This is a genomic window from Streptomyces sp. NPDC047061, assembly GCF_040643955.1.
GTDB lineage: Bacteria > Actinomycetota > Actinomycetes > Streptomycetales > Streptomycetaceae > Streptomyces.
Genome location: NZ_JBEYVI010000003.1, coordinates 449,576 through 470,405 on the forward strand (window position 1 = coordinate 449,576; position 20,830 = coordinate 470,405).

The 20,830-nt window shown below is 72.2% G+C and carries 24 protein-coding genes; 16 read left to right on the forward strand and 8 right to left on the reverse strand.

Annotation, left to right across the window (positions count from 1 at the left end):
• Positions 1–4 precede the first annotated feature (4 nt).
• Entirely contained in the window at positions 5–418 is a 414-nt protein-coding gene (locus ABZ887_RS08100) for a VOC family protein (protein WP_361284394.1), read from the reverse strand.
• A 115-nt stretch (positions 419–533) separates the two neighbouring features.
• Positions 534–1,424 carry a neutral zinc metallopeptidase gene (locus ABZ887_RS08105; RefSeq protein WP_361284397.1) on the reverse strand — a complete coding sequence of 297 codons (891 nt, stop codon included), beginning with the start codon at positions 1,422–1,424 and terminating at the stop codon, positions 534–536.
• Between the two features lie 208 nt (positions 1,425–1,632).
• Here ABZ887_RS08105 and ABZ887_RS08110 point away from each other — a divergent pair, with 208 nt between their 5' ends.
• The 4 genes from ABZ887_RS08110 (at position 1,633) to ABZ887_RS08125 (ending at position 5,785) form a co-directional block, all read left to right on the forward strand.
• Positions 1,633–2,544: a hypothetical protein gene (locus ABZ887_RS08110; protein ID WP_361284400.1), complete on the forward strand. Its 912-nt coding sequence runs from the start codon at positions 1,633–1,635 to the stop codon at positions 2,542–2,544.
• Between the two features lie 92 nt (positions 2,545–2,636).
• Entirely contained in the window at positions 2,637–4,235 is a 1,599-nt protein-coding gene (locus ABZ887_RS08115) for an ABC-F family ATP-binding cassette domain-containing protein (RefSeq protein WP_361284403.1), read from the forward strand.
• A gap of 399 nt (positions 4,236–4,634) precedes the next feature.
• Positions 4,635–4,853, forward strand: coding sequence for a helix-turn-helix domain-containing protein (locus ABZ887_RS08120; protein ID WP_046727957.1), 219 nt, complete (start codon positions 4,635–4,637; stop codon positions 4,851–4,853).
• A gap of 128 nt (positions 4,854–4,981) precedes the next feature.
• Entirely contained in the window at positions 4,982–5,785 is an 804-nt protein-coding gene (locus ABZ887_RS08125; protein WP_361284407.1) for an enoyl-CoA hydratase/isomerase family protein, read from the forward strand.
• Positions 5,786–5,897: 112 nt separating this feature from the next.
• On the opposite strand, the gene ABZ887_RS08130 is transcribed toward ABZ887_RS08125, so the two are convergent.
• On the reverse strand, positions 5,898–6,593 hold the full coding sequence (locus ABZ887_RS08130; RefSeq protein ID WP_361284410.1) for a nucleopolyhedrovirus P10 family protein: 696 nt from the start codon (positions 6,591–6,593) through the stop codon (positions 5,898–5,900).
• Positions 6,594–6,680: 87 nt separating this feature from the next.
• On the opposite strand from ABZ887_RS08130, the gene ABZ887_RS08135 reads away from it, so the two are divergent.
• The 5 genes from ABZ887_RS08135 (at position 6,681) to amaP (ending at position 8,996) form a co-directional block, all read left to right on the forward strand.
• Entirely contained in the window at positions 6,681–7,145 is a 465-nt protein-coding gene (locus tag ABZ887_RS08135; protein ID WP_361284413.1) for an Asp23/Gls24 family envelope stress response protein, read from the forward strand.
• A gap of 109 nt (positions 7,146–7,254) precedes the next feature.
• Positions 7,255–7,449 carry a hypothetical protein gene (locus ABZ887_RS08140; RefSeq protein ID WP_361284416.1) on the forward strand — a complete coding sequence of 65 codons (195 nt, stop codon included), beginning with the start codon at positions 7,255–7,257 and terminating at the stop codon, positions 7,447–7,449.
• Complete coding sequence (locus ABZ887_RS08145; protein WP_361284419.1) at positions 7,446–7,805, forward strand: hypothetical protein; 360 nt, start codon at positions 7,446–7,448, stop codon at positions 7,803–7,805. The genes ABZ887_RS08140 and ABZ887_RS08145 overlap by 4 nt, the downstream gene beginning before the upstream one ends.
• Positions 7,805–8,413, forward strand: coding sequence for a DUF6286 domain-containing protein (locus ABZ887_RS08150; RefSeq protein ID WP_361284423.1), 609 nt, complete (start codon positions 7,805–7,807; stop codon positions 8,411–8,413). Before ABZ887_RS08145 ends, ABZ887_RS08150 begins: the two co-directional genes overlap by 1 nt.
• A gap of 4 nt (positions 8,414–8,417) precedes the next feature.
• Positions 8,418–8,996 carry an alkaline shock response membrane anchor protein AmaP gene (gene amaP / locus ABZ887_RS08155; protein WP_361284426.1) on the forward strand — a complete coding sequence of 193 codons (579 nt, stop codon included), beginning with the start codon at positions 8,418–8,420 and terminating at the stop codon, positions 8,994–8,996.
• 115 nt (positions 8,997–9,111) lie between these two features.
• Here the strand turns inward: amaP and ABZ887_RS08160 are convergent, their stop codons facing one another.
• From ABZ887_RS08160 to ABZ887_RS08180, 5 genes are all read right to left on the reverse strand, one after another.
• Complete coding sequence (locus ABZ887_RS08160) at positions 9,112–9,867, reverse strand: SDR family oxidoreductase (RefSeq protein WP_361284429.1); 756 nt, start codon at positions 9,865–9,867, stop codon at positions 9,112–9,114.
• A 5-nt stretch (positions 9,868–9,872) separates the two neighbouring features.
• A complete protein-coding gene (locus ABZ887_RS08165; protein WP_361284432.1) occupies positions 9,873–11,657 on the reverse strand; it encodes a glycoside hydrolase family 15 protein in 1,785 nt (594 codons plus the stop codon).
• A gap of 70 nt (positions 11,658–11,727) precedes the next feature.
• The gene (locus tag ABZ887_RS08170) at positions 11,728–12,525 is read right to left on the reverse strand and encodes an SURF1 family protein (RefSeq protein ID WP_361284435.1); all 798 of its coding nucleotides are present in this window, start codon (positions 12,523–12,525) and stop codon (positions 11,728–11,730) included.
• 49 nt (positions 12,526–12,574) lie between these two features.
• Entirely contained in the window at positions 12,575–12,808 is a 234-nt protein-coding gene (locus ABZ887_RS08175; protein ID WP_361284438.1) for a hypothetical protein, read from the reverse strand.
• Positions 12,809–12,941: 133 nt separating this feature from the next.
• Positions 12,942–13,934 (reverse strand): DEDDh family exonuclease, encoded by a 993-nt coding sequence (locus tag ABZ887_RS08180; RefSeq protein WP_361284649.1) that lies wholly within the window; start codon positions 13,932–13,934, stop codon positions 12,942–12,944.
• 247 nt (positions 13,935–14,181) lie between these two features.
• On the opposite strand from ABZ887_RS08180, the gene ABZ887_RS08185 reads away from it, so the two are divergent.
• The 7 genes from ABZ887_RS08185 to ABZ887_RS08215 all read left to right on the forward strand — a co-directional run bounded on the left by ABZ887_RS08185 (position 14,182) and on the right by ABZ887_RS08215 (position 20,829).
• Positions 14,182–14,988 carry an acetoacetate decarboxylase family protein gene (locus ABZ887_RS08185; RefSeq protein WP_361284441.1) on the forward strand — a complete coding sequence of 269 codons (807 nt, stop codon included), beginning with the start codon at positions 14,182–14,184 and terminating at the stop codon, positions 14,986–14,988.
• Positions 14,988–15,872, forward strand: coding sequence for an SDR family NAD(P)-dependent oxidoreductase (locus tag ABZ887_RS08190; protein WP_361284444.1), 885 nt, complete (start codon positions 14,988–14,990; stop codon positions 15,870–15,872). Before ABZ887_RS08185 ends, ABZ887_RS08190 begins: the two co-directional genes overlap by 1 nt.
• A gap of 13 nt (positions 15,873–15,885) precedes the next feature.
• Positions 15,886–17,172 carry an amidohydrolase family protein gene (locus ABZ887_RS08195; protein ID WP_361284447.1) on the forward strand — a complete coding sequence of 429 codons (1,287 nt, stop codon included), beginning with the start codon at positions 15,886–15,888 and terminating at the stop codon, positions 17,170–17,172.
• Positions 17,169–18,401, forward strand: coding sequence for an amidohydrolase family protein (locus ABZ887_RS08200; protein ID WP_361284450.1), 1,233 nt, complete (start codon positions 17,169–17,171; stop codon positions 18,399–18,401). Before ABZ887_RS08195 ends, ABZ887_RS08200 begins: the two co-directional genes overlap by 4 nt.
• Before the next feature lie 85 nt (positions 18,402–18,486).
• The gene (locus ABZ887_RS08205) at positions 18,487–19,200 is read left to right on the forward strand and encodes a VIT family protein (protein WP_361284453.1); all 714 of its coding nucleotides are present in this window, start codon (positions 18,487–18,489) and stop codon (positions 19,198–19,200) included.
• A gap of 100 nt (positions 19,201–19,300) precedes the next feature.
• Positions 19,301–20,167, forward strand: a complete 867-nt coding sequence (locus ABZ887_RS08210) for a sterol desaturase family protein (protein WP_361284456.1) — start codon at positions 19,301–19,303, stop codon at positions 20,165–20,167.
• Positions 20,164–20,829 (forward strand): lysoplasmalogenase, encoded by a 666-nt coding sequence (locus ABZ887_RS08215; protein WP_361284459.1) that lies wholly within the window; start codon positions 20,164–20,166, stop codon positions 20,827–20,829. The genes ABZ887_RS08210 and ABZ887_RS08215 overlap by 4 nt, the downstream gene beginning before the upstream one ends.
• Position 20,830: the final 1 nt, after the last annotated feature.

Sequence of the window (20,830 nt, forward strand, 5' to 3'; positions counted from 1 at the left end):
CGGATCAGGCCCCTATCTCCGGGGCGTACGTGCCGAAACTCCAGACATTGCCCTCGACGTCCCGGGCCATGTAGTCCCGCGAACCGTAGTCCTGCTCGGTCGGGGGCATCAGGATCTCGGCGCCGTGGTCCACGGCGCGCTGGTGGTGTGCGTCGACGTCGTCCACGACGATGTACACCCCGGTCGGGCCCGCACCCTCCATCGCCGCGTCGAACCGGCCGCCGCGGCCCTTGGAGCCCAGCATGATCGCGCCGTTGCCCTGCACCAGCTCGGCGTGGAGGACCATGCCGTCCTCGCCCTCGTACACCGACAGTTCGGTGAAGCCGAAGGCCTCCGTCAGCTGCTTGATCGCCGCCTTCGCGTCCGTGTACAGCAGCGACGGATAGATGCTCGGCCGCCCGCCACTCGTGCCCGCCATCCCGATCACTCCCTTGTGTGTCGGCCCCCGAAAGCCGTCGTTCCGGCCTGGTCCCCAGTCTGGCACCCGGCACTGACAACGCCCCCGGCCCGTACCGTCGTTGCAGGTCAACGGCTCATCGGAAGGTGTTGCAGCGCGCCATGTCCCCGCTCCGGTACCCCTGGTAGAACCACTGCTGCCGCTGCTGCGCCGACCCGTGCGTCCACGTCTCCGGTGTCACCCGCCCCTGGAACCGCTCCTGGATCCGGTCGTCGCCCACGGCCGCCGCCGCGTCCAGCCCGTCCTCGATGTCCGCGGTCGTCAGACTCGTGATCAGCGGCCGGCCGGTCGACTTGTCGTTCGTGGTCGTCGCGTGGTGCGCCCACACCCCGGCGTAACAGTCGGCCTGCAGCTCCGTCCGCACCGAATTGCTGCTCGCGCCGGTCAGGTTGTCCTGGGACCTGCTCAACGTGCCCATCAGGTGCTGCACATGGTGCCCGTACTCGTGCGCCACGACGTACGCCTGGGCGAACGGCCCGCCGCCAGCCCCGAACCTGGTCCGCAGCTCGTCGAAGAAGCCGAAGTCCAGATAGACCTTCCGGTCGCCCGGGCAGTAGAACGGCCCCACCGCCGCGGTCGCCGTCCCGCACGCGGTGCCGACCCGCCCGCTGAAGAAGACCGTGGGGGAGGCCGTGTAGGTGCCGTGGCGGCGGCGGAACTCCTGCGTCCAGAAGTCCTGCACGCTGTTGACCACCGCCACGATCCGGCAGTCCTCCTTGGCATTCGCGTCCTGTCCGGTACGGCAGGTCTGCTGCACCTGCGCCAGCGAGGAGGAGGCGGGCGCGGGCGAGCTGTCCCCGGAGGAGAGCCCCAGCTGATCCGGGCCGACACCGAGGAAGAGGGCGAGAAGCAGTGCGATCAGGCCGACCAGGCCGCCGCCGACGGTCGCCTTTCCGCCCGGGATCCGGCTGCCCCGCACATCCTGCACCTCGGAGGTGTCCAGGTTCGCGTCGTCGTCGAACTGCATGGGGCACCGCCTTCTGCTCGCACCGTCCCCCACCACCACCTTGCGCCATCCGCGCCGCCACTTCGCGTCGATGACCGGACGAACGCCCGAACGGGCGACGTCCCGCCCCGACCCCGCGTCACGCCCGCCCGCCCCTCGCACGCGTGGCTACGCTCTGCGACTGACTCATGGCACAGGGGCGCCCGGCCGGGCGCCGAGGGGGGAAGGGGTGGCGGTTCTGCACCACGGGAGGACCGAGCCACCCGACACCGAGGCATGCCCGGAGCGGTCTGCGACCGCCCACTCGAAGCAGCCTCGCCCCGAGCAGCCCCGGACCACCGTCCCGGAGCAGTCCTCGGCGGCCCACCCGCAAGGGCCGCAGACCGCCCTCCCGCAGCGGCCGCAGACGGCCCTTCCGCAGCGGCCGCAGACCGCCCTCCCGGGAGCGCCCCCGGCCCGCGGCCCCCTCAAGCCCCGCAAGCGCCTCCTCGCCCCTGCCCTCGCCCTGCTCGTCGTGGCCGTGCTCGTGGCCGTCGCCCACCAGATCCGCCCCGCCCCCTACGGCGACCGCCTCACCCCGGGCCCGCCCGCGCACACCGCACGCGCGCGCGGGGACGGCGTCGAGGCCTACGACGGGCGGTCCCTGCGCTGGCGCTACGCGCGCGTGGGCCGCCGCCCGCTCAGCGTGCTGCCCACGCACGGGCACGCGTTCACCGTCTGGGACGACGGGCTCGTCACCGACACCGACGGCCGCTCCGTGCGCTGGCACCGCGCCCTGCCCGCGGCGGCCGGCTGGCTGCGCACCAGGGGCGGCGCCGGCGTCCTGCGCCCCCTGGACCGCGGCATCCTCGCGATCGTCACCCCGGCCCGGATCACCGCGTACCGCACCGCCGACGGCGACCTGCGCTGGGTGCTGCCCGCCCGCGCGGGCTGTGCGTTCCGTCCCGAACGTGCCGTACGTCACGGCCGTGCCCTGCTCGTCGCCCAGCCCTGCGCGCACGGCGCCTGGACCGCGCAACTCGTCGCCGTGGACGACCTGGGGGGAATCGCTCCGCACCGCACGCCACTGGGCAACGACCGGCCCGGCACGGGCGGCCCCGAACACCCGCGCACCGAAAAAGCGCTTGCGCCGCCCCGTTAGACTTGGCCCATGGCCATTCTCCTCGCGCATTAGACGGCGGGAACGTCCTCAGCCGCCCACCCGTCACTATCCGTACGCTCTGGAGTCTGTCCGTGATCTCCGCCTCCGGTATCGAGCTGCGCGCCGGTGCCCGCATCCTCATCGAGAACGCCACCTTCCGCGTCGCCAAGGGCGACCGCATCGGCCTGGTCGGCCGCAACGGCGCAGGCAAGACCACCCTCACCAAGGTCCTGGCCGGCGACGGCATCCCCGCCGCGGGCACCGTCACCCGCTCCGGCGAGGTCGGCTACCTCCCGCAGGACCCCCGCACCGGCGACCTCGACGTGCTCGCCCGCGACCGCGTCCTGTCCGCGCGCGGCCTGGACGTCCTGATCCGCAAGATGCGCGAGAACGAGCAGCGCATCGCCAACGGCCAGGGCGCCACCCGCGAGAAGGCGCTCAAGCAGTACGAGCGCCAGGAGACCGAGTTCCTCACCAAGGGCGGGTACTCCGCCGAGGCCGAGGCCGCCACCATCGCCGCCGCGCTCAACCTGCCCGACCGGGTGCTCGGCCAGCCCCTGCACACGCTCTCCGGCGGTCAGCGCCGCCGGATCGAGCTGGCCCGGATTCTGTTCTCCGACGCGGACACCCTCCTGCTCGACGAGCCGACCAACCACCTGGACGCGGACTCGATCGTCTGGCTGCGCGACTACCTGAAGACCTACCGCGGCGGCTTCATCGTGATCTCCCACGACGTCGACCTGGTCGAGACGGTCGTCAACAAGGTCTTCTACCTGGACGCCAACCGCTCCCAGATCGACGTCTACAACATGGGCTGGAAGCTCTACCAGCAGCAGCGCGAGGCCGACGAGAAGCGCCGCAAGCGGGAGCGCGCCAACGCCGAGAAGAAGGCCGCCGCACTGCACTCGCAGGCCGACAAGATGCGCGCCAAGGCCACCAAGACGGTCGCCGCCCAGAACATGGCCCGGCGCGCCGACAAGCTGCTGGCCGGCCTGGACGCCGTCCGCGTCTCCGACAAGGTCGCCAAGCTCCGCTTCCCGGAGCCCGCGCCCTGCGGCAAGACCCCGCTGACCGCCGAGGGCCTGTCGAAGTCGTACGGCTCGCTGGAGATCTTCACCGACGTCGACCTTGCCATCGACAAGGGGTCGAGGGTCGTCATCCTCGGGCTCAACGGCGCCGGCAAGACCACCCTGCTGCGCCTCCTCGGCGGCGTCGAGCAGCCCGACACCGGCGAGGTCGTCGAAGGCCACGGCCTCAAGCTCGGCTACTACGCCCAGGAGCACGAGACCCTGGACCCGGAGCGCACGGTCCTGGAGAACATGCGCTCGTCGGCGCCCGACATGGACCTCGTCGAGGTCCGCAAGGTGCTGGGTTCGTTCCTGTTCTCCGGCGACGACGTCGACAAGCCGGCCGGGGTCCTCTCCGGCGGCGAGAAGACCCGCCTCGCCCTCGCGACCCTGGTCGTCTCCTCCGCGAACGTCCTGCTCCTGGACGAGCCGACCAACAACCTCGACCCCGCCAGCCGCGAGGAGATCCTCGGCGCCCTGCGCACCTACAAGGGCGCGGTCGTCCTCGTCACCCACGACGAGGGCGCCGTGGAGGCGCTCCAGCCCGAGCGGATCATCCTGCTTCCCGACGGCGTCGAGGACCTGTGGGGCGCCGACTACGCGGACCTGGTCGCCCTCGCCTGAGACCCGGTGAGGCCCGGTGGGATCCGGTGAGATCCGAAGATCCGATCGCGTCGCCCTCGTTTGATCGAATGCCTGATCCACTGGCTATGGATCATTCGGCCTATCGGTGATCCACCATCTGCGTGAGATCTCCTCGTATCGAGGTGTGTCCTACATCGATTTTGCGGCCGATCCCTTTGTCGACAAGGGATCGGCCGCTTTCCGCTTCTGACCTGGCACTTCGCGGATGAACCCGTTCGGCCCTGCGGACGGCCCTCGGCGGAATCCTGGATTCCGCATGTGGGGATGAACTCCTGTCGTCACAACGATGTCTCACGGACCTTGCCGAATGGGTGGCCATCGCGCCCCGGAGGGGTGATCATGAGGGGACCAGAGCGCACTTCCCATGAGGAGGCACGGGTGGCCGAGACTCTGAAGAAGGGCAGCCGGGTGACCGGCGCCGCGCGCGACAAGCTCGCGGCAGACCTGAAGAAGAAGTACGACTCCGGTGCGAGCATTCGGGCACTGGCCGAGGAAACCGGCCGCTCGTATGGCTTCGTCCACCGGATGCTGAGCGAGTCGGGTGTCACGCTGCGTGGGCGTGGCGGGGCGACGCGGGGCAAGAAAGCCGCGTCCTGACCCCGGGCGGCCCATCGGCTTCGATGGTGGCCACCCGGTCGGTCGGGTGATCGGCCGGGTGGTTACTGTGCAGTCACTTAGCATGCCGTAAGGCAATGCGTGATGACCGCACACATCGGAGGCGCCCCATGGCTTCGCCCGACCAGGACCTCGCTCCTGTTCTCGACAAGGACGGCGTACGGCTCACCGTCGACGACGCGCTCGCCACGGTGACGCTGACCAACCCGGCCAAGCGCAACGCCCAGAGCCCCGCTCTGTGGCGGGCGTTGGCCGAGGCCGGGCGGTCGCTGCCGGGGTCGGTCCGGGTCGTCGTGCTGCGCGGTGAGGGCCAGTCCTTCTCCGCGGGCCTCGACCGGCAGATGTTCTCGCCGGAGGGGATCCCGGGCGAGCCGACCTTCATCGAGCTCGCGCGCCGTGACGACGCCGAACTCGACGCGGCCATCGCGGGATTCCAGGAGGCGTTCACCTGGTGGCGGGAGAGCGACATCGTGTCGATCGCCGCCGTGCAGGGACACGCCATCGGGGCCGGCTTCCAGCTGGCCCTCGCGTGTGACCTGCGCGTCGTCGCGGACGACGTGCAGTTCGCCATGCGCGAGACCAGCCTCGGACTGGTGCCGGACCTGACCGGCACGCATCCGCTGGTCTCCCTCGTCGGCTACGCCCGCGCGCTGGAGATCTGCGCGACCGGACGGTACGTCCAGGCCGCGGAGGCGGTATCTTCCGGGCTGGCCAGCGTTGCCGTGCCGGTGGGTGAACTCGACGCGGCGGTCCAGGACCTCGCGGGCGCGCTGTTGGCTGCGCCGCGGGACGCCGTGGTGGAGACCAAGGCGTTGCTGCGGGGTGCGAGCGGCCGTACCTACGACGAGCAGCGGGCCGCGGAGCGGCAGGCGCAGGCCCGGCGGCTGCGGGACCTTGCCGGGGTGGGCGAGTAGTTCACTGCGGGCCGGTGGGGGCCGATCGCGCAGTTCCTCGCGCCCCTTACGGGGCGCTGCAGCCGATGCCCGTCACCAATACAGCCTCCGCGCGCCCCTGACGGGGCGCGCTTCAGGCGACATCTGTCACCAATACAGCCACCGTCGGCCGATCCTCCAGCGCCTCGCCGACCGCCGCGCGGACCCGGCGGGCCACCTCGACGGCCCGCGGGCCGTCGGTCAGCGCCACCTCCACCCGCACATGCCGACGCGGCAGCGCGGCCTGGAAATGGACCTCGCGGCTCAGCGCCCCCGTCACCCGTGCCACCCCCGGCACCGCCAGCGCCGCCGCCGTCACCAGGGCCCCGTCGGCATCCGTCCCTTCCCGGACCGACGGCGGCCGGGGCACACGTACCGCCTCCGGCGCCCCCGGCTCCTCCTCCAGCAGGTCGGTCACCCGCAGGTCCACCTCGGTCACCGCCAGCCCCAGCCGTACCGTGGCCGCGGCCAGCGCCCGCCGCAGCCGGGACGCCGTGGCCGGCAGGGGTTCGGCGGCCGTCGCCGCGAAGTCCGCCGAAAGACGCAGCGGCCCCGGCGGCACCGCACCGGGCGGTGACGGTACGACGGGCTCCGCCACGTCCGCCGGATCCGCCAGGGCGATCCGCACCGCGCCCAGCCGCACCCCCGGCACCTCGGCCGCCGCCCGCCGCAGCACCGCGTCCGCCACCGCCTCCGTGAGCCACGCCCCGTCCCGCGGCCCGCCCAGCGGAAGCAGCCTGCCGAAGCCCAGGGGGTGCCGTACCGTCTCTGTCCGTCGGTCCGCCGTCATTGCTCCAGCCTGCCGCATCTCCGGGGCACGACAGGACATCCGCACGTACCGTGGTCGCAGGACGACGACGGGAAGGGACGCACGGCGATGACCGAGATGGCGGCGGAGCCCGAGAAGGACCCGACGGTACAGACCCGGAAGACCGTCCGGCGCGGCGGCGGCGACCCGGCGACCCGGGGGCGGACGACGATCGCCGACGGAGTCGTGGAGAAGATCGCCGGACTGGCGGCCCGGGACGTGGTCGGCGTGCACGCGATGGGCAGCGGCCTCGCCCGCACCTTCGGCGTCGTGCGCGACCGGGTGCCCGGCGGCTCCAAGTCCGTGAGCCGGGGCGTGAAGGCCGAGGTCGGCGAGGTACAGACCGCGCTCGACCTGGAGATCGTCGTGGACTACGGGGTGTCGATCGCCGACGTGGCCCGCGCGGTGCGGGAGAACGTGATCGCCGCCGTGGAGCGGATGACCGGCCTGGAAGTGGTCGAGGTCAACATCGCGGTGAGTGATGTGAAGCTTCCGGAGGAAGGGGAAGAGGAGCCGGAGTCCCGGCTCCAGTGACCACCGACCGGGACCGCTGACTGGAACTGCCGACCGGAACTGCCGACCGGGACTGCCGACCGTGCCGGTGACCGGGACCGGTGACCGGGATCTTTGAGGGGAGCGCACCATGAGTATGGCCGTTGTCGGCATGATCGCCGGCATGGCGCTGGGCTTCGCCGGGTACTTCGGCGGGTTCGGCGCCTTTCTGCTGGTGGCGGCGCTCGGGGCCATCGGGTTCGTCGTCGGCCGGTTCGCGGAGGGGGACCTCGAACTCGGCGACTTCTTCCGCACCCGCGGCGACCGGCGTGACCGTCGGCGATGACCTTCGCGAGCGGTGAGACGCACGGCGCCCCGAAGGTCGTGGCGCCCGGTGAACGCGGCGCCGTCCGGATCGCCGACCGGGTCGTGGCGAAGATCGCCGCGCAGGCGGCCCGCGAGGCGCTCGGCCCCCTGCCGAAGGACGCCGTGCCCCCGCACGCCACCGTGGTCACGCACCACGACACGGCCCGCGTCCGGGTCCACCTCGAACTGGACTACCCGTCCGACATCGGCGCCCGCTGCGCGGCGGTGCGTCGGCATGTGGTCGAGCGGGTAGGCGCGTTGGTGGACATGGAGGTGCCGGAGGTCGCCGTCCACGTGGAACGGCTGCACCCGGCCCGGACCCAGGGGAGGGCGTGATGAACACCGAGCAGGCACCGGTCGTCGAGAAGCCGCCGCCACCACCGGCCGCACCCCCGGCCGGCCAGGAGCGCCGCTTCTGGTCCCCGCGCCGGGTCCCCGCGGCCCTGGTCGCGGTGCTCGTCCTGGTGACCGCGGGCGCCTTCCTGTACGACATCGCGGCCGTACGGGCCCACCACCCCGCCATGCACTGGCGCCGCGAACTGGCCCGCCAACTGGCCCGGCAGCCCCTCGACGACACCTGGGTCCTGGTGGGCGCGGGCATCGCCGCCGCCCTCGGCCTGTGGCTGCTGGTCCTGGCCGTCACGCCCGGGCTGCGGGACCTGCTGCCCATGCGCCGCACCCACCCCGACGTGCGCGCCGGGCTGCGCCGTGACGCGGCCGCCCTGCTGCTGCGCGACCGGGCCATGGAGATCTCGGGCGTGCGCCGGGTGCGGGTACGGCTGCGCCGCTCCCGCGCCCACGTCCTCGCCGTCTCCCACTTCCGCGAACTCGACGAGGTGCGGGGTGACCTGGAGGCGGCCCTGACCGACGCGATCCGCGCGATGGGGCTGGCCCGCCCACCCGCCCTGACCCTCCACGTGATCCGCCCCGGCCGGAAGGGGTGACGCCGTGCTCGGCACCGTCAACCGCGTACTGATCGCCCTCGCGGGTCTTCTGCTCCTCGCCCTCGGCGGCTCGGTCCTGGCCGTCGGCCTCGGCGCCCCGCCCCCCTCCTGGTGGATCCACACCGGCCGCCACGACGTCCTGCTCAGCACGGCCGAGCGCACCCGCTGGCGCGACGCGGGCTGGTGGTGGCCGACGGTCCTGGCCGCACTGGCCGTCCTGGTCCTGCTCGCCCTCTGGTGGCTGACCGCGCAACTGCGCCGACGCCGCCTGACCGAGGTCCGGGTGGACACGGGAGACGGCGAGAGCGCGCTGCTGCGCGGCAGGGCCCTGGAGACGGTCCTGGCCACGGACGCGGCCCACCAGCACGGCGTGTCCCACGCCCAGGCGGTCCTGAAGGGCACGCGCACGGCACCGGAGGTACGGGTATGGCTCCAACTGGAGCCGGACGTGGCCCCGGAGGAGGCTCTGGACACCCTGACGGCCCAGGCCCTGACACATGCCAGGGACTCGGCGGCACTGAAGAAGCTCCCCGCAGAGGTCCGACTGACGTCGGTGAAGCACCGTGCGGAGAGGGTGAGTTGATAACGCCGACCAGGGCCGCGCCCCTGTCTTCAGGGGTGCGGGGCTGTATCAATGTGCGGCTGCCGCCGCGTGGGCGCGACAAGCCCCCACCCACCCGCGCCCGTAGAACCGACCGTCAGAACCCGTGCCTCATCCCCCCGTCCACAGGCACCATGATCCCCGTCAGATAAGACGCGGCCGGAGACATCACAAACGCCGCCACCCGCCCGAACTCCTCCGCCGTCCCGTACCGCCGCAGCGGAATCCGCGACTCGTGCTCGGCCCTGGTCGCCTCCGGGTCGGCGGACATGGCGTCCAGCTCCCGCACCCGGTCCGTGTCGATCCGCGACGGCAGCAACCCCACCACCCGGACCCCGCGCGGCCCCAGCTCGTCCGCCAGCGACTTGGCGAACCCGGCGAGTCCCGGCCGCAGCCCGTTGGAGATCGTCAGTCCGGGAATCGGCTCGTACACCGACGCGGACAGCACGAACCCGATGACACCGCCGTCCTCCAACTCGGCCGCGGCCGCGCGGGCGAGCCGTACGGCCCCCAGGAACACGGACTCGAACGCGCTCTGCCACTGCTCGTCCGTGTTGTCCGCGACGAACCCGGCCGCGGGCCCGCCCACGCTCACGAGGATGCCGTCGAACCCCCCGAAACGCTCACGCGCGAGGGCGATCAGCCGCTCCGGCGCCGCCGGATCCGCGTTGTCGACGGCCGCGCCCACGGCGTTCGGCCCCAGCTCGGCCGCCACCTCGGCGGCCCGCTTCTCGTCCCGTCCGGTCACCACGACCTTCGCCCCGTCCGCGACCAGCTCGCGCGCGGCCGCGTGGCCCAGCCCGCGGGTGGCTCCGGTGACGACGTACACCCGGTCCTTCAGTCCAAGATCCATGGCTCCTATCCTGCCTTCTCGCCGTCGAAGAGCGTGAGGGCGGTGTTCACCAGCCCGATGTGACTGAACGCCTGCGGGAAGTTGCCCAGCTGTCGTCCGGTCTCCGGGTCGTACTCCTCGGACAGCAGCCCCACGTCGTTGACGAGGCCCACCAGCCGTTCGAACAGTTGCCTCGCCTCGTCGGTGCGGCCCGTCATGTGCAGGGCGTCGGCGAGCCAGAACGAGCAGGCCAGGAAGGCGCCCTCGCCGCCCGGCATCCCGTCGACGCCGATCGCGTCGGTGTCGTAGCGGCGCAGGAACCCGTTCTGACCCAGGTCGTCGCGGATCGCGTCCACCGTGCCGATCACCCGGGGGTCGTCCGGGGGCAGGAAGCCGACGCGCGGGATCAGCAGCAGGGAGGCGTCGAGTTCGCGGGAGCCGTAGTACTGCGTGAAGGTGTTGCGCTGCGTGTCGAACCCCTTGTCGCACACCTCCTGGTGCACCTCGTCGCGGAGCGCGCGCCAGCCCTGCAGATTGCCCTTGAGCTCCGCGTGGTCTTCCAGGGTCCGCACGGCGCGGTCCGCGGCCACCCACACCAGCACCTTGGAGTGCACGAAGTGCCGGCGGCCGCCGCGGACCTCCCACAGGCCCTCGTCCGGCTGCCGCCAGGCCTTCTCCAGGAACTTCATCAGCGCGCACTGGATGGCCCACATGTGCGGCTTGGTGGGCAGCCCGGCGGTGCGGGCCAGCGACAGCGAGTCCATGACCTCGCCGTACACGTCCAGCTGGAGCTGGTCGACGGCGCCGTTGCCGACGCGTACCGGGCTGGAGCCGGCGAAGCCGGGCAGCCAGGGCAGTTCGAACTCGGGCAGCCGGCGTTCGCCCGCGAGGCCGTACATGATCTGCAGGTCCGCCGGGTCGCCGGCGACCGCCCGGACCAGCCAGTCGCGCCAGCGTTCGGCCTCCTTGTGGTAGCCGGCGGCGAGCAGGGCGCCGAGGGTGAGGGTGGAGTCGCGCAGCCAGCAGAAGCGGTAGTCCCAGTTGCGCACCCCGCCCAGCTCCTCGGGGAGCGAGCTGGTGGCCGCGGCGACGATGCCGCCGGTCGGCGCGTAGCTGAGCGCCTTGAGGGTGATCAGGGAGCGTACGACCGTGTCCCGGTGGGGGCCGGCGTAGGTGCAGCGGGCGGTCCAGCGCCGCCAGTCGGTGACGCTGGCGCGCAGCGCCTCGTACGGGTCCACGAGCGGCGGGCGCGGCTCGTGCGAGGGGTGCCAGGTCAGCACGAACGCGACCCGCTCGCCCTCGGCGACGGTGAACTCCGAGTGGGTGCCGAAGTCCTCGCCCCAGGTGCGCACGGACGGATCGCTGCGCAGCCATACCGAATCCGGTCCGGCCACGGCGACCCGGTGCCCGCCGGAGCGTCGCATCCACGGGATGACCGAGCCGTAGTCGAAGCGGAGCCGGAGCGTGCTGTGCACGGTGACGCGGCCGCTGACGCCCTCGACGATGCGTACGACGTCGGGCGCGCGGTCGCGCTGGGGCATCAGGTCGGTGACGCGGACCGTGCCCCCGTCGGTCTCCCACTCGGTGTCCAGGACCAGGGTGTCGGGCCGGTAGCCGCGCCGGGTACAGGTTGTGGCGCCCTGCGGGGCGATCCGCCAGTGGCCGTGGTCCTCGTCGCCCAGGAGCCTGGCGAAACAGGCCGCCGAGTCGAAGCGGGGCAGGCACAGCCAGTCGATGGAGCCGTCCCGGCCGACCAGAGCCGCCGTCTGCTCGTCGCCGATGAGCGCGTAGTCCTCGATGCGTCGGTCCACGGGACCCGGTTTCCCGTCCGGTCGGGGCGCGAACCAGGGGGTGGGCCGGGGGAGTGACGCGGCACGGCGCTCAGACGGCGGCCGGTTCCGCTTCCTCGGCCGTCTCCTGCTCCGCCGTCGCCTCCGCACGCGTGCGTGCCTCACGGCGGACCAGCACGAAGAAGCCGTAGGGGACGCCCGCGGCGAACAGCCACCACTGGATCATGTACGCGTAGTTCAGCGGGGCGTCTTCCTTGCCCGGATCGGAGATCTGTTCCGGGGTGTCGCCCTTGGGCTGCGGCGCCGTCTGCTCGATGTAGCCGCCGAGGACCTGCTTGCCGAGCCGGCGCGACTGCTCCTCGCTGTTGATCAGCATGATCTGCCGGTCCGGCAGGCCCTTGAGGTCCTTGATGCCGCTGGCCGCGGTGGTCTCGTCGGGCATCAGCCGGCCCTGGATGGTGACCTTGCCGGCCGGCGGCGCGGGGATCTTCGGGAAGGCGGTCTGGCTCGGGCCGTCCGACGGGATCCAGCCCCGGTTGACCAGCAGCACCTTGCCGTCGGTCAGCACGAAGGGGGTGAGGACGTGGTAGCCGACCTCGTCGTCGGAGTTGGTACGGCGGCGGACGACGACCTCGTCGGCGGTGTCGAAGGTGCCGGTCGCGGAGACGGTGTGGTACCGCTCCTTGCGGGTCACGGCGTGCCCCGGCTCGGTCACCTGCTCGACCGGCACCGGCTTGGCGCCGAGCGCCTCGGCGACCAGCTGGTTGCGGGCGCTGCGCTCCTCGTACCGGTGCTTCTGCCAGAACCCCAGGCGGATCATCGTGGGGATGAGAAGCAGCGAGATGAGGGTGAGGATCACCCACTGCCGGGTCAACAGGAAGCGGTACACCCCACGACCGTACAACTCGGTCGTGGGGCGCGAACGGGCGGGTACCGGGTCACACGCGGTCGACGATGCCCGCCTTCCCCGCCTCGCGGGCGCAGTGGGCGCCGCAGTACCACTGGTTCTCGGCCTCGACGCCCTGCCCGATGATCGAGACCTTGCAGTGCTCGCAGAGCGGGGCCATGCGGTGGATCGCGCAGGAGAAGCAGTCGAAGACATGGACCGCGCCCTGGGCGTGCACCTCGAAGGTCATTCCGTAGTCATTGCCGCAGACTTCACATTTCGCCATGCGCCACAGGGTGGGCGGTCGCCCGCGCGGGGGCGAGCGGGCGCCGGGCGAGTCGTACGGCAATCACCCGTCCGTACGGCCCGTGCGGACGGGTGTACGGCCCGCCGCCGCGCTTACTTCTCCGCGGTCGCGCTCACTTCTCCGTCGCCGGCGCCACGTCCCGCAGCAGCTGCCCGAAGGCCGCCTCGTCGACGACCGGCGTCCCGAACTGACGGGCCTTGAGGACCTTCGACGTGCCCGAGTCGGGGTCGTTGGTGACGAGCAGGCTCGTGAGCCGGGAGATGCTCGTGGAGACGTGCAGACCGGCCTCGGCGGCCCGGTCCTCCAGCAGCTCCCGGTCGATCGAGGTGTCCCCGGAGAAGGCCACCCGCATGCCCTGCATCAGCGGCTTGCCGTCCTCGTACCGCCCCGGGTTCGGGTGGGGGCACGCCGGCCGCCTGCGGGACGGCCGCCAGCTGGTCGGCCGGTAGCCGCCGCCGTGGCCGCCGCTCGCCTGCTGGCCGATCCGGGGCGTGTCCGACCACTCCGTCAGCGGCCGGCACTCCAGCAGCGGCAGCCGTACGTTGCCCGCCGCCGCGGCCCGCAGACTGGGCCGGAACGCCTCCGCGAGCACCCGCGCGTCGTCCAGCGCGTGGTGCGCCCGCCGCTGTACGACACCGAAGTGCGCGGCCAGGGTCTCCAGTTTGTGGTTGGGCAGCGGCAGACCCAGCTCCTTGGAGAGCGCGATCGTGCACAGCCGCTGCCGCACCGGGGCCTCGGCCTTCGCCCGCGCGTACTCCCGCGCGATCATCTGCCAGTCGAAGACCGCGTTGTGCGCGACCAGCACCCGGCCGTCCAGCCGGGCCGAGAACTCCTCGGCGATGTCGCCGAAGAGCGGCGCGCCTTCGAGTACCTCGCTCGTCAGGCCGTGGATCCACACGGGACCCGGATCGCGCTCCGGGTTGACCAGCGTGTACCAGTGGTCCTCGACCTCGCCGCGCTCGTCCAGCCGGTAGACGGCCGCGCTGATTATCCGGTCGTCCCGGGCCAGTCCGGTGGTCTCCACGTCGACGACGGCGTACCCCTTGGGGTACGCGGCCGGCCACGGGGTGCCGGGGGACACTGCGGTCGTACGGTCTTCGAGCATGGTCATTGAGGATACGGGCCCGGACCGACAGCCCTGTCCGTCAGGTCGCCTGCCGCAGCCGCCCGTTCGAATGTCCTGATTCCCCGTCCGCCGCAACCGCCCGCCCTGATTGCCCTTCGCGTGGCTATGGACCTTTTCGTCGCCCGGTGCAAGCGTGCACCCCGCCCGGCGCGCAGACGCGGCGACTCCTCGACGACTCCGCGCCGACGCGACGCAGCCGGTGGTCGACGGAAGGGCGGTACGGCGGATGGCACGCGTACGGTACGGCGCTCGGACCGATGCGGAGATCGCGGCCGGGCGCACCGCGAAGCTCCCGGACGTCTGGTCCACCGGGGTGGTGGCCGTCTGGGAGACCGACCCGGACGCGGTCGCGGCCGTCCTGCCGCCGCCGCTGAAGCCGGCCGGCCGGCCCCTGGCCCGCGTCAACATCAGCAAGGTCGAACTGCCCGGATACCCGCTCGGCGCGGGCTCGTTCGCGGTCGCCGCCGCGCACGGCACGGTCGAGGGCTGGTACCCGCTGGTCATGCCGATGACGCACGAGCGTGCCCTCACCGGCGGCCGCGAGGTCTTCGGCGAGCCCAAGAAGCTGGGCGAGGTCACCGTCGAGCGCGAGGGTTCCGCCGTCCGCGCGGCCCTCGCCCGGCACGGCGTCGTCTTCGTCGAGGTGCGCGGCACGGTCGACGGCCCGCTGCCGCTGCCCGAGCCCGCCCCGAAGACCGACTTCTACTTCAAGTTCCTGCCCGCTGTGGACGGTTCGGGCTTCGACGGCGACCCGCTGCTGGTGCACTGCGTCCGCGCGGAGAGGGTCCGCCGGCTGGAGCGCGTCACCGGGGAGGTGATCCTCCGCGAGTCGGCGTACGACCCGGTCGCCGACCTGCCGGTGCTGCGCCTGCTGGACCTCACCCTGAGCGAGAAGACCAGCGACCAGCGCGGCCGGGTCGTCGAACGGGTGGACGCCCAGGCCTTGTTGCCGTACGTCCACCAGCGCTACGACGACCCGCGCCAGATCCACGACGCGCCCCCGGAGGACAGCGGCGAAGGGAGCGGGGCCTGATGGAACTGCGCGAAGGACAGGTCGCCGTCGTCACCGGCGCGGCGAGCGGGATCGGGCTCGCGATGGCCCGGCGGTTCGCCGCCGAGGGGCTGAAGGTCGTCCTCGCCGACGTGGAGCCGGCCGCCCTGGAGAAGGCCGCCGACGGGCTGCGCGCGGAGGGCGCCGACGTGCACGCGCGCGTGGTCGACGTCGGCGTGCGCGAACAGGTCATGGAACTGGCCGAGTCGGCCTACGACACCTTCGGCGCGGTGCACGTCCTGTGCAACAACGCCGGGGTCGGCTCCGGCGCCGAGGGCCGGATGTGGGAGCACGAACCGAACGACTGGACATGGGCGTTCGAGGTCAATGTGTGGGGCGTCTTCCACGGCGTGCAGGCTTTCCTGCCGAGGATGATCAAGTCGGGTCAACCCGGTCATGTGGTCAATACATCCTCCGGTGACGGCGGTATCGCGCCGCTGCCGACGGCTTCCGTGTACGCGGTCACGAAAGCGGCCGTCGTCACGCTCACCGAGTCCCTGTACGCGCATCTCAGGGCGGAGCACGCGCGCGTGGGCGCCTCGGTGCTCTTCCCGGGGCCGCACATGCTGCGCACGGGCCTGTGGGAGTCGCACCGCAACCGCCCCGACCGCTATGCCAAGGAGCGGCCGCGCAGGACGCCGTACCGCAGCCTCGACCAGTGGGAGGCGGCGATGCGCGCGGCGGGCAAGGAGGTCGCCTTCACGCCCGTCGAGGAGGTCGCCGACTTCGTCGTGGCGGGCATCCGCGCGGACCGCTTCTGGCTGCTGCCGCCCAGCGAGCACAGCGACGCCCAGATCAGGGCGCGGGCCCGCTCGATGCTGGACCGGACGAACCCGTCGTACCTCGAAAGCTTCATCCTGGACTGAACAGGGGGCAGTGGTGACCGCGTACGACGACCCATACCTGATCATCTCCTCCGACTGCCACGCCGGGCTGCCCACCGAGGAGTACCGGCCCTATCTGGACGCCCGGTTCCACCGGGACTTCGACGAGTTCCTCGCCGGGCGCGACCGCCGCCGGGAGGAGATGACCCGGCTCGGCATCCGCAACGAGGCGTTCGCGGCCAAGTGGTTCCAGGACAACGAGGAGGGGCTGCGCGGCGGCTGGGACAGCGCGCAGCGCCTGAAGGAGCTGGACGGCGACGGGGTGGCCGCCGAGGTGGTCTTCCCGGACGCCGACGCGGTCGACAGCCGGACCGCGGCACCCTTCGGGGTGGGCCTCGGCCTGTCCGGCGACCAGGACCCGGAGCTGGGCATGGCGGGGGCGCAGGCCCACAACCGCTGGCTGGCCGACTTCGTCTCCGAGAACCCCGAACGGCACTGCGGGGTGGCCCTGCTGCCGGTCACGGCCCCGACGGACCGCGTCGTCGCCGAGGTGTACCGCGCGAAGGAGTCCGGTCTCGGCGCCCTGATGATCCCGTCCATGTGGGTCGACAAGGAGCCCTACCACGACCGCCGTTACGACCCCGTCTGGGCGGCCGCCGCCGACTGCGGGATGCCGGTCCTCACCCACTCCGGCGCGGCGCCGCGCCACGAGTACGGCGACCATCTCGGCATCTACGTCAGCGAGGTGACGTGGTGGCCGGCCCGCCCGCTGTGGTTCCTGCTCTGGTCCGGCGTCTTCGAACGCCATCCCGGACTGCGCTTCGGCGTCGCCGAGTCGGGCTGCTGGTGGCTGCCGAACCTGCTGTGGTTCATGGACCGCCTCTACCTCGGCGCGCACGGCGGCAAGAAACTCTCCCCGTTCGAGGAGCTGCAACGCCCGCCGCACGAGTACCTGGACCGCCAGGTGTTCGTCTGCGCCACCAACACCAAGCGCCGGGAACTCGCCCAGCGCTACGAGATCGGCGTCGACAACATCCTCTGGGGCAGCGACTTCCCGCACCCCGAGGGCACCTGGCCCGACACGCGCGCGTGGCTGCGCAGTACCTTCCACGACATCCCGGTGGCCGAGACCCGCCGGATGCTGGGCCTCGCGGCGGCCGAGGTCTTCGGCTTCGACGTGGACCGCCTGACCCCGCTGGCCCACCGCATCGGCCCCACCCCCGCCGACCTCGGCCAGCAGGCCGACCAGGCGGCCGTGGAGGCCTCCTGGGCCCGCTCGCGCGAGGTGGGCCGGCACTGGCTGACGGACAACGACTTCCCTGTGCTGGGAGCGGATCGATGAACGAACAGGACCGCTACACGGTGATCTCGGCCGACTGCCACGCGGGGGCGGACCTCCTCGACTACCGCCCCTACCTGGAGAAGCGCCACCACGACGACTTCGACGTGTGGGCGGCGACGTACGTCAACCCGTACGAGGACCTGCTCGCCGACTCGGCGGACCGGAACTGGAACTCCGCGCGGCGGCTCGCGGAGCTGGAGGAGGACGGGATCGTCGCGGAGGTGATCTTCCCGAACACCATCCCGCCGTTCTTCCCGTCGGGCTCGCTCATGGCCCCCGCGCCGACGGCGGCGGAGTCCGAGCTGCGCTGGGCGGGCCTGCGCGCCCACAACCGCTGGCTGGCCGACTTCTGCGCCGCCGCACCCGGCCGCAGGGCGGGCGTCTTCCAGATCCTCCTCAACGACGTCGAGGAGGCCGTGAAGGAGATCCGGTGGGCGGCCGGGGCGGGCCTGAAAGGCGGCCTGATGCTCCCCGGCACCCCGCCCGGCTCGGGCCTGCCCGAACTGCACGCGCGCGTGTACGACCCGATCTGGGCCGTCTGCGCGGAACTCGGCGTGCCCGTCAACCACCACGCGGGCTCCGCGTCTCCGCCGCTCGGCGACGAACCCGCCGCCCGCGCGGTCTTCATGGTCGAGACGACCTGGTTCTCGCACCGCGCGCTGTGGCACCTGGTCTTCGGCGGTGCCTTCCGCCGCCACCCGGAGCTGAGACTGGTCCTGACCGAACAGGGTTCCGGCTGGATCCCCGGGGTGCTGGCCATGCTGGACTACTACCACGGCCGCATGCTGGCGGCGGCCACGAAGGCGACGACCGCCGAGTCGAAGTTCGGAGTCGGCCTGGCGGAGGCGATGGGCGAACCGCCGTCCTCGGTCTGGCACGAGAACTGCTTCGTCGGCGCCAGCTTCATGCGCCCGCACGAAGTACCGCTGCGCGACCGCATCGGCGTGGACAAGATCATGTGGGGCAGCGACTACCCGCACGACGAGGGGACCTACCCGTACACCAGGGAGGGCCTGCGCTTCGCCTTCGCCGGCGTCCCGCGCGACGAGCTCGCCGCGATGCTCGGCGGCAACGCGGCCCGCGTGTACGGCTTCGACCTGGACCTCCTGGACCCGATCGCGGCGAAGGTGGGCCCCGCGGTCGCGGAGATCGCCGAGCCGCTGCCGGAGCCGCCGGCGGACGCGACGAGCCCGGTGTTCGCACGCGGGGCCTCGGTACGGGTCTGGTGACGTGGGCACGGGGCCGGTGAAGTCAGTACGGGTCCGGTGAAGTCAGTACGGCGTGTACCGGCCCCGGGGTGCGATCCTCCCTGCTGTGACCGAACCAACGCACGACAACGAGGCCCACGGGGGAGCCCTCGGCTCCCGGCTGAACTGGCTGCGGGCGGCCGTACTGGGCGCGAACGACGGCATCGTGTCGACGGCGGGCATCGTCGTCGGCGTCGCGGGTGCCACCGCCGACCGGGGCGCCCTGCTGACGGCGGGCCTGGCGGGGCTGCTCGCCGGGTCGATGTCGATGGCGGCGGGGGAGTACGTGTCGGTCTCCACCCAGCGCGACTCGGAACTGGCCGCGCTGGCACAGGAGAAACAGGAGCTGAAGGAGCAGCCCGAGGCCGAGCTGGAGGAGCTGACCGAGCTGCTGGAGCGGCGCGGCCTGTCGCGGGACGTGGCTCGTGAGGCGGCCGTCCAGCTGACGGAACGGGACGCGCTGAAGGCCCACGCGAGCGTCGAGCTGGGCATCGACCCGGACGAGCTGACCAACCCCTGGAACGCGGCCCTCGCCAGCTTCCTGGCGTTCACGGTGGGGGCGCTGCTGCCGCTGCTCGCGATGGTCCTGCCGCCGGCCGGCTGGCGGCTTCCGGTGACGGTGGGCTCGGTGCTGGCGGCGCTGGTCCTGACCGGCTGGGCCAGCGCACGCCTGGGAGCGGCCGCGGTGGGGCCCGCGATGCTGCGCAACGTCCTGGGCGGGGCGCTGGCCATGGGGGTCACCTATGCGGCGGGGACCCTGCTGGGGGCGGCCGGGGTCTAGCTCATTGGCGGAGATCGCCAACAGGCAAGCGCGTACCGCCGCCAATACTTGTGGGTAACAACGTCTAGCCGCGGCCGACCGGCGGTTCTACGGTGCCCCCATGCCGAACCTGCCCGATGTCGTGCTGTGGTCGATACCCGCCTTCGTGCTGCTCACCGTGATCGAGGTGATCAGTTACCGCATCCATCCCGACGACGATGCCGCCGGGTACCAGGCCAAGGACGCGGCCACGAGCATCGGCATGGGGCTCGGGTCGCTCGTCTTCGACTTCGTGTGGAAGATCCCGATCGTCGCGATCTACACGGCGGTGTACGAACTGACCCCGCTGCGCGTTCCCGTCCTGTGGTGGACGGTCCCGCTGATGCTGCTCGCGCAGGACTTCTTCTACTACTGGTCGCACCGCGGCCACCACGTCATCCGCATCCTGTGGGCCTGCCACGTCGTGCACCACTCCAGCAAGAAGTTCAACCTCTCCACCGCGCTGCGCCAGCCCTGGACCTCGCTGACCGTCTGGCCGTTCTACGTCCCGCTCGTGGCCGTGGGGGTGCACCCGGCCGCGCTGGCCTTCTGCTCCTCCGCCAACCTCGTCTACCAGTTCTGGATCCACACCGAACGCATCGACAAGATGCCCCGCTGGTTCGAGTTCGTCTTCAACACGCCGTCCCACCACCGGGTGCACCACGCCTCCCAGGGCGGCTACCTGGACCGCAACTTCGGCGGGATCCTGATCGTCTGGGACCGGCTGTTCGGGTCCTGGGTGCCGGAGACCGAGCGGCCCGTGTACGGGTTGACCAAGAACATCAACACGTTCAACCCCGTCAAGGTGGCCACCCACGAGTACGCCGCCATCGCCAAGGACATCAGGGCAGCGCGCAGCTGGCGGGAGCGGGCCGGGCGGGTGTTCCGGGGACCGGGCTGGGCGCCGGCGCCCGCCGTGGAGCAGGCCGAGGAGTCCGTGGCCGCGTGAGAGCGTCCCGGGAGCTGCTCGCCGCCTTCGCCCTCGCCGTCGTCCTCGACCTCGCCTGCCTGGCCGTCGGCTTCCGCACCGGGCATGCCGTCGCCAAGGTGCTCCTGATGCCCCTGCTGGCCGCGTCCGCCGCCCGCGCGGGTGCCCCGCGGCTCCTCGTCGCCGCTCTGCTGTGCGGCTGGGGCGGCGACGTCCTGCTCCTCTCCGACGCCGACCCCGCCTTCATGGCGGGCATGGCGTCCTTCGCCGCCGGCCACGTCTGCTACCTCGTCCTCTTCCGCCGCCAGGGCCCGCCACACGCGCGTGCCCGACTCCTCGCCCCCGCCTACGCGGCCGCCCTCGTCACCCTGGTCGTCCTGCTGTGGCCGGACCTGCCCGCCGGCCTGCGCGTCCCGGTGGCCGGCTACAGCACCCTGCTCACCGCCATGGCGTACACCGCCGCCACCCGCCTCGGGCCTCTCGCCGGGCTCGGCGGCGCGCTCTTCATGCTCTCCGACACGCTGATCGCGACCGGCGTCGCCGACTGGCCGCAGCTGCCGCGCCCCGACCTCTGGATCATGCTCACCTACGCGGTGGCACAGTTCCTGCTGGTCCGGGGCACCCTCGACGCGCGGTCCGTATCGGCCACGGCGTACCGTGAAGTGCGCTCGACCACCCCCTGAG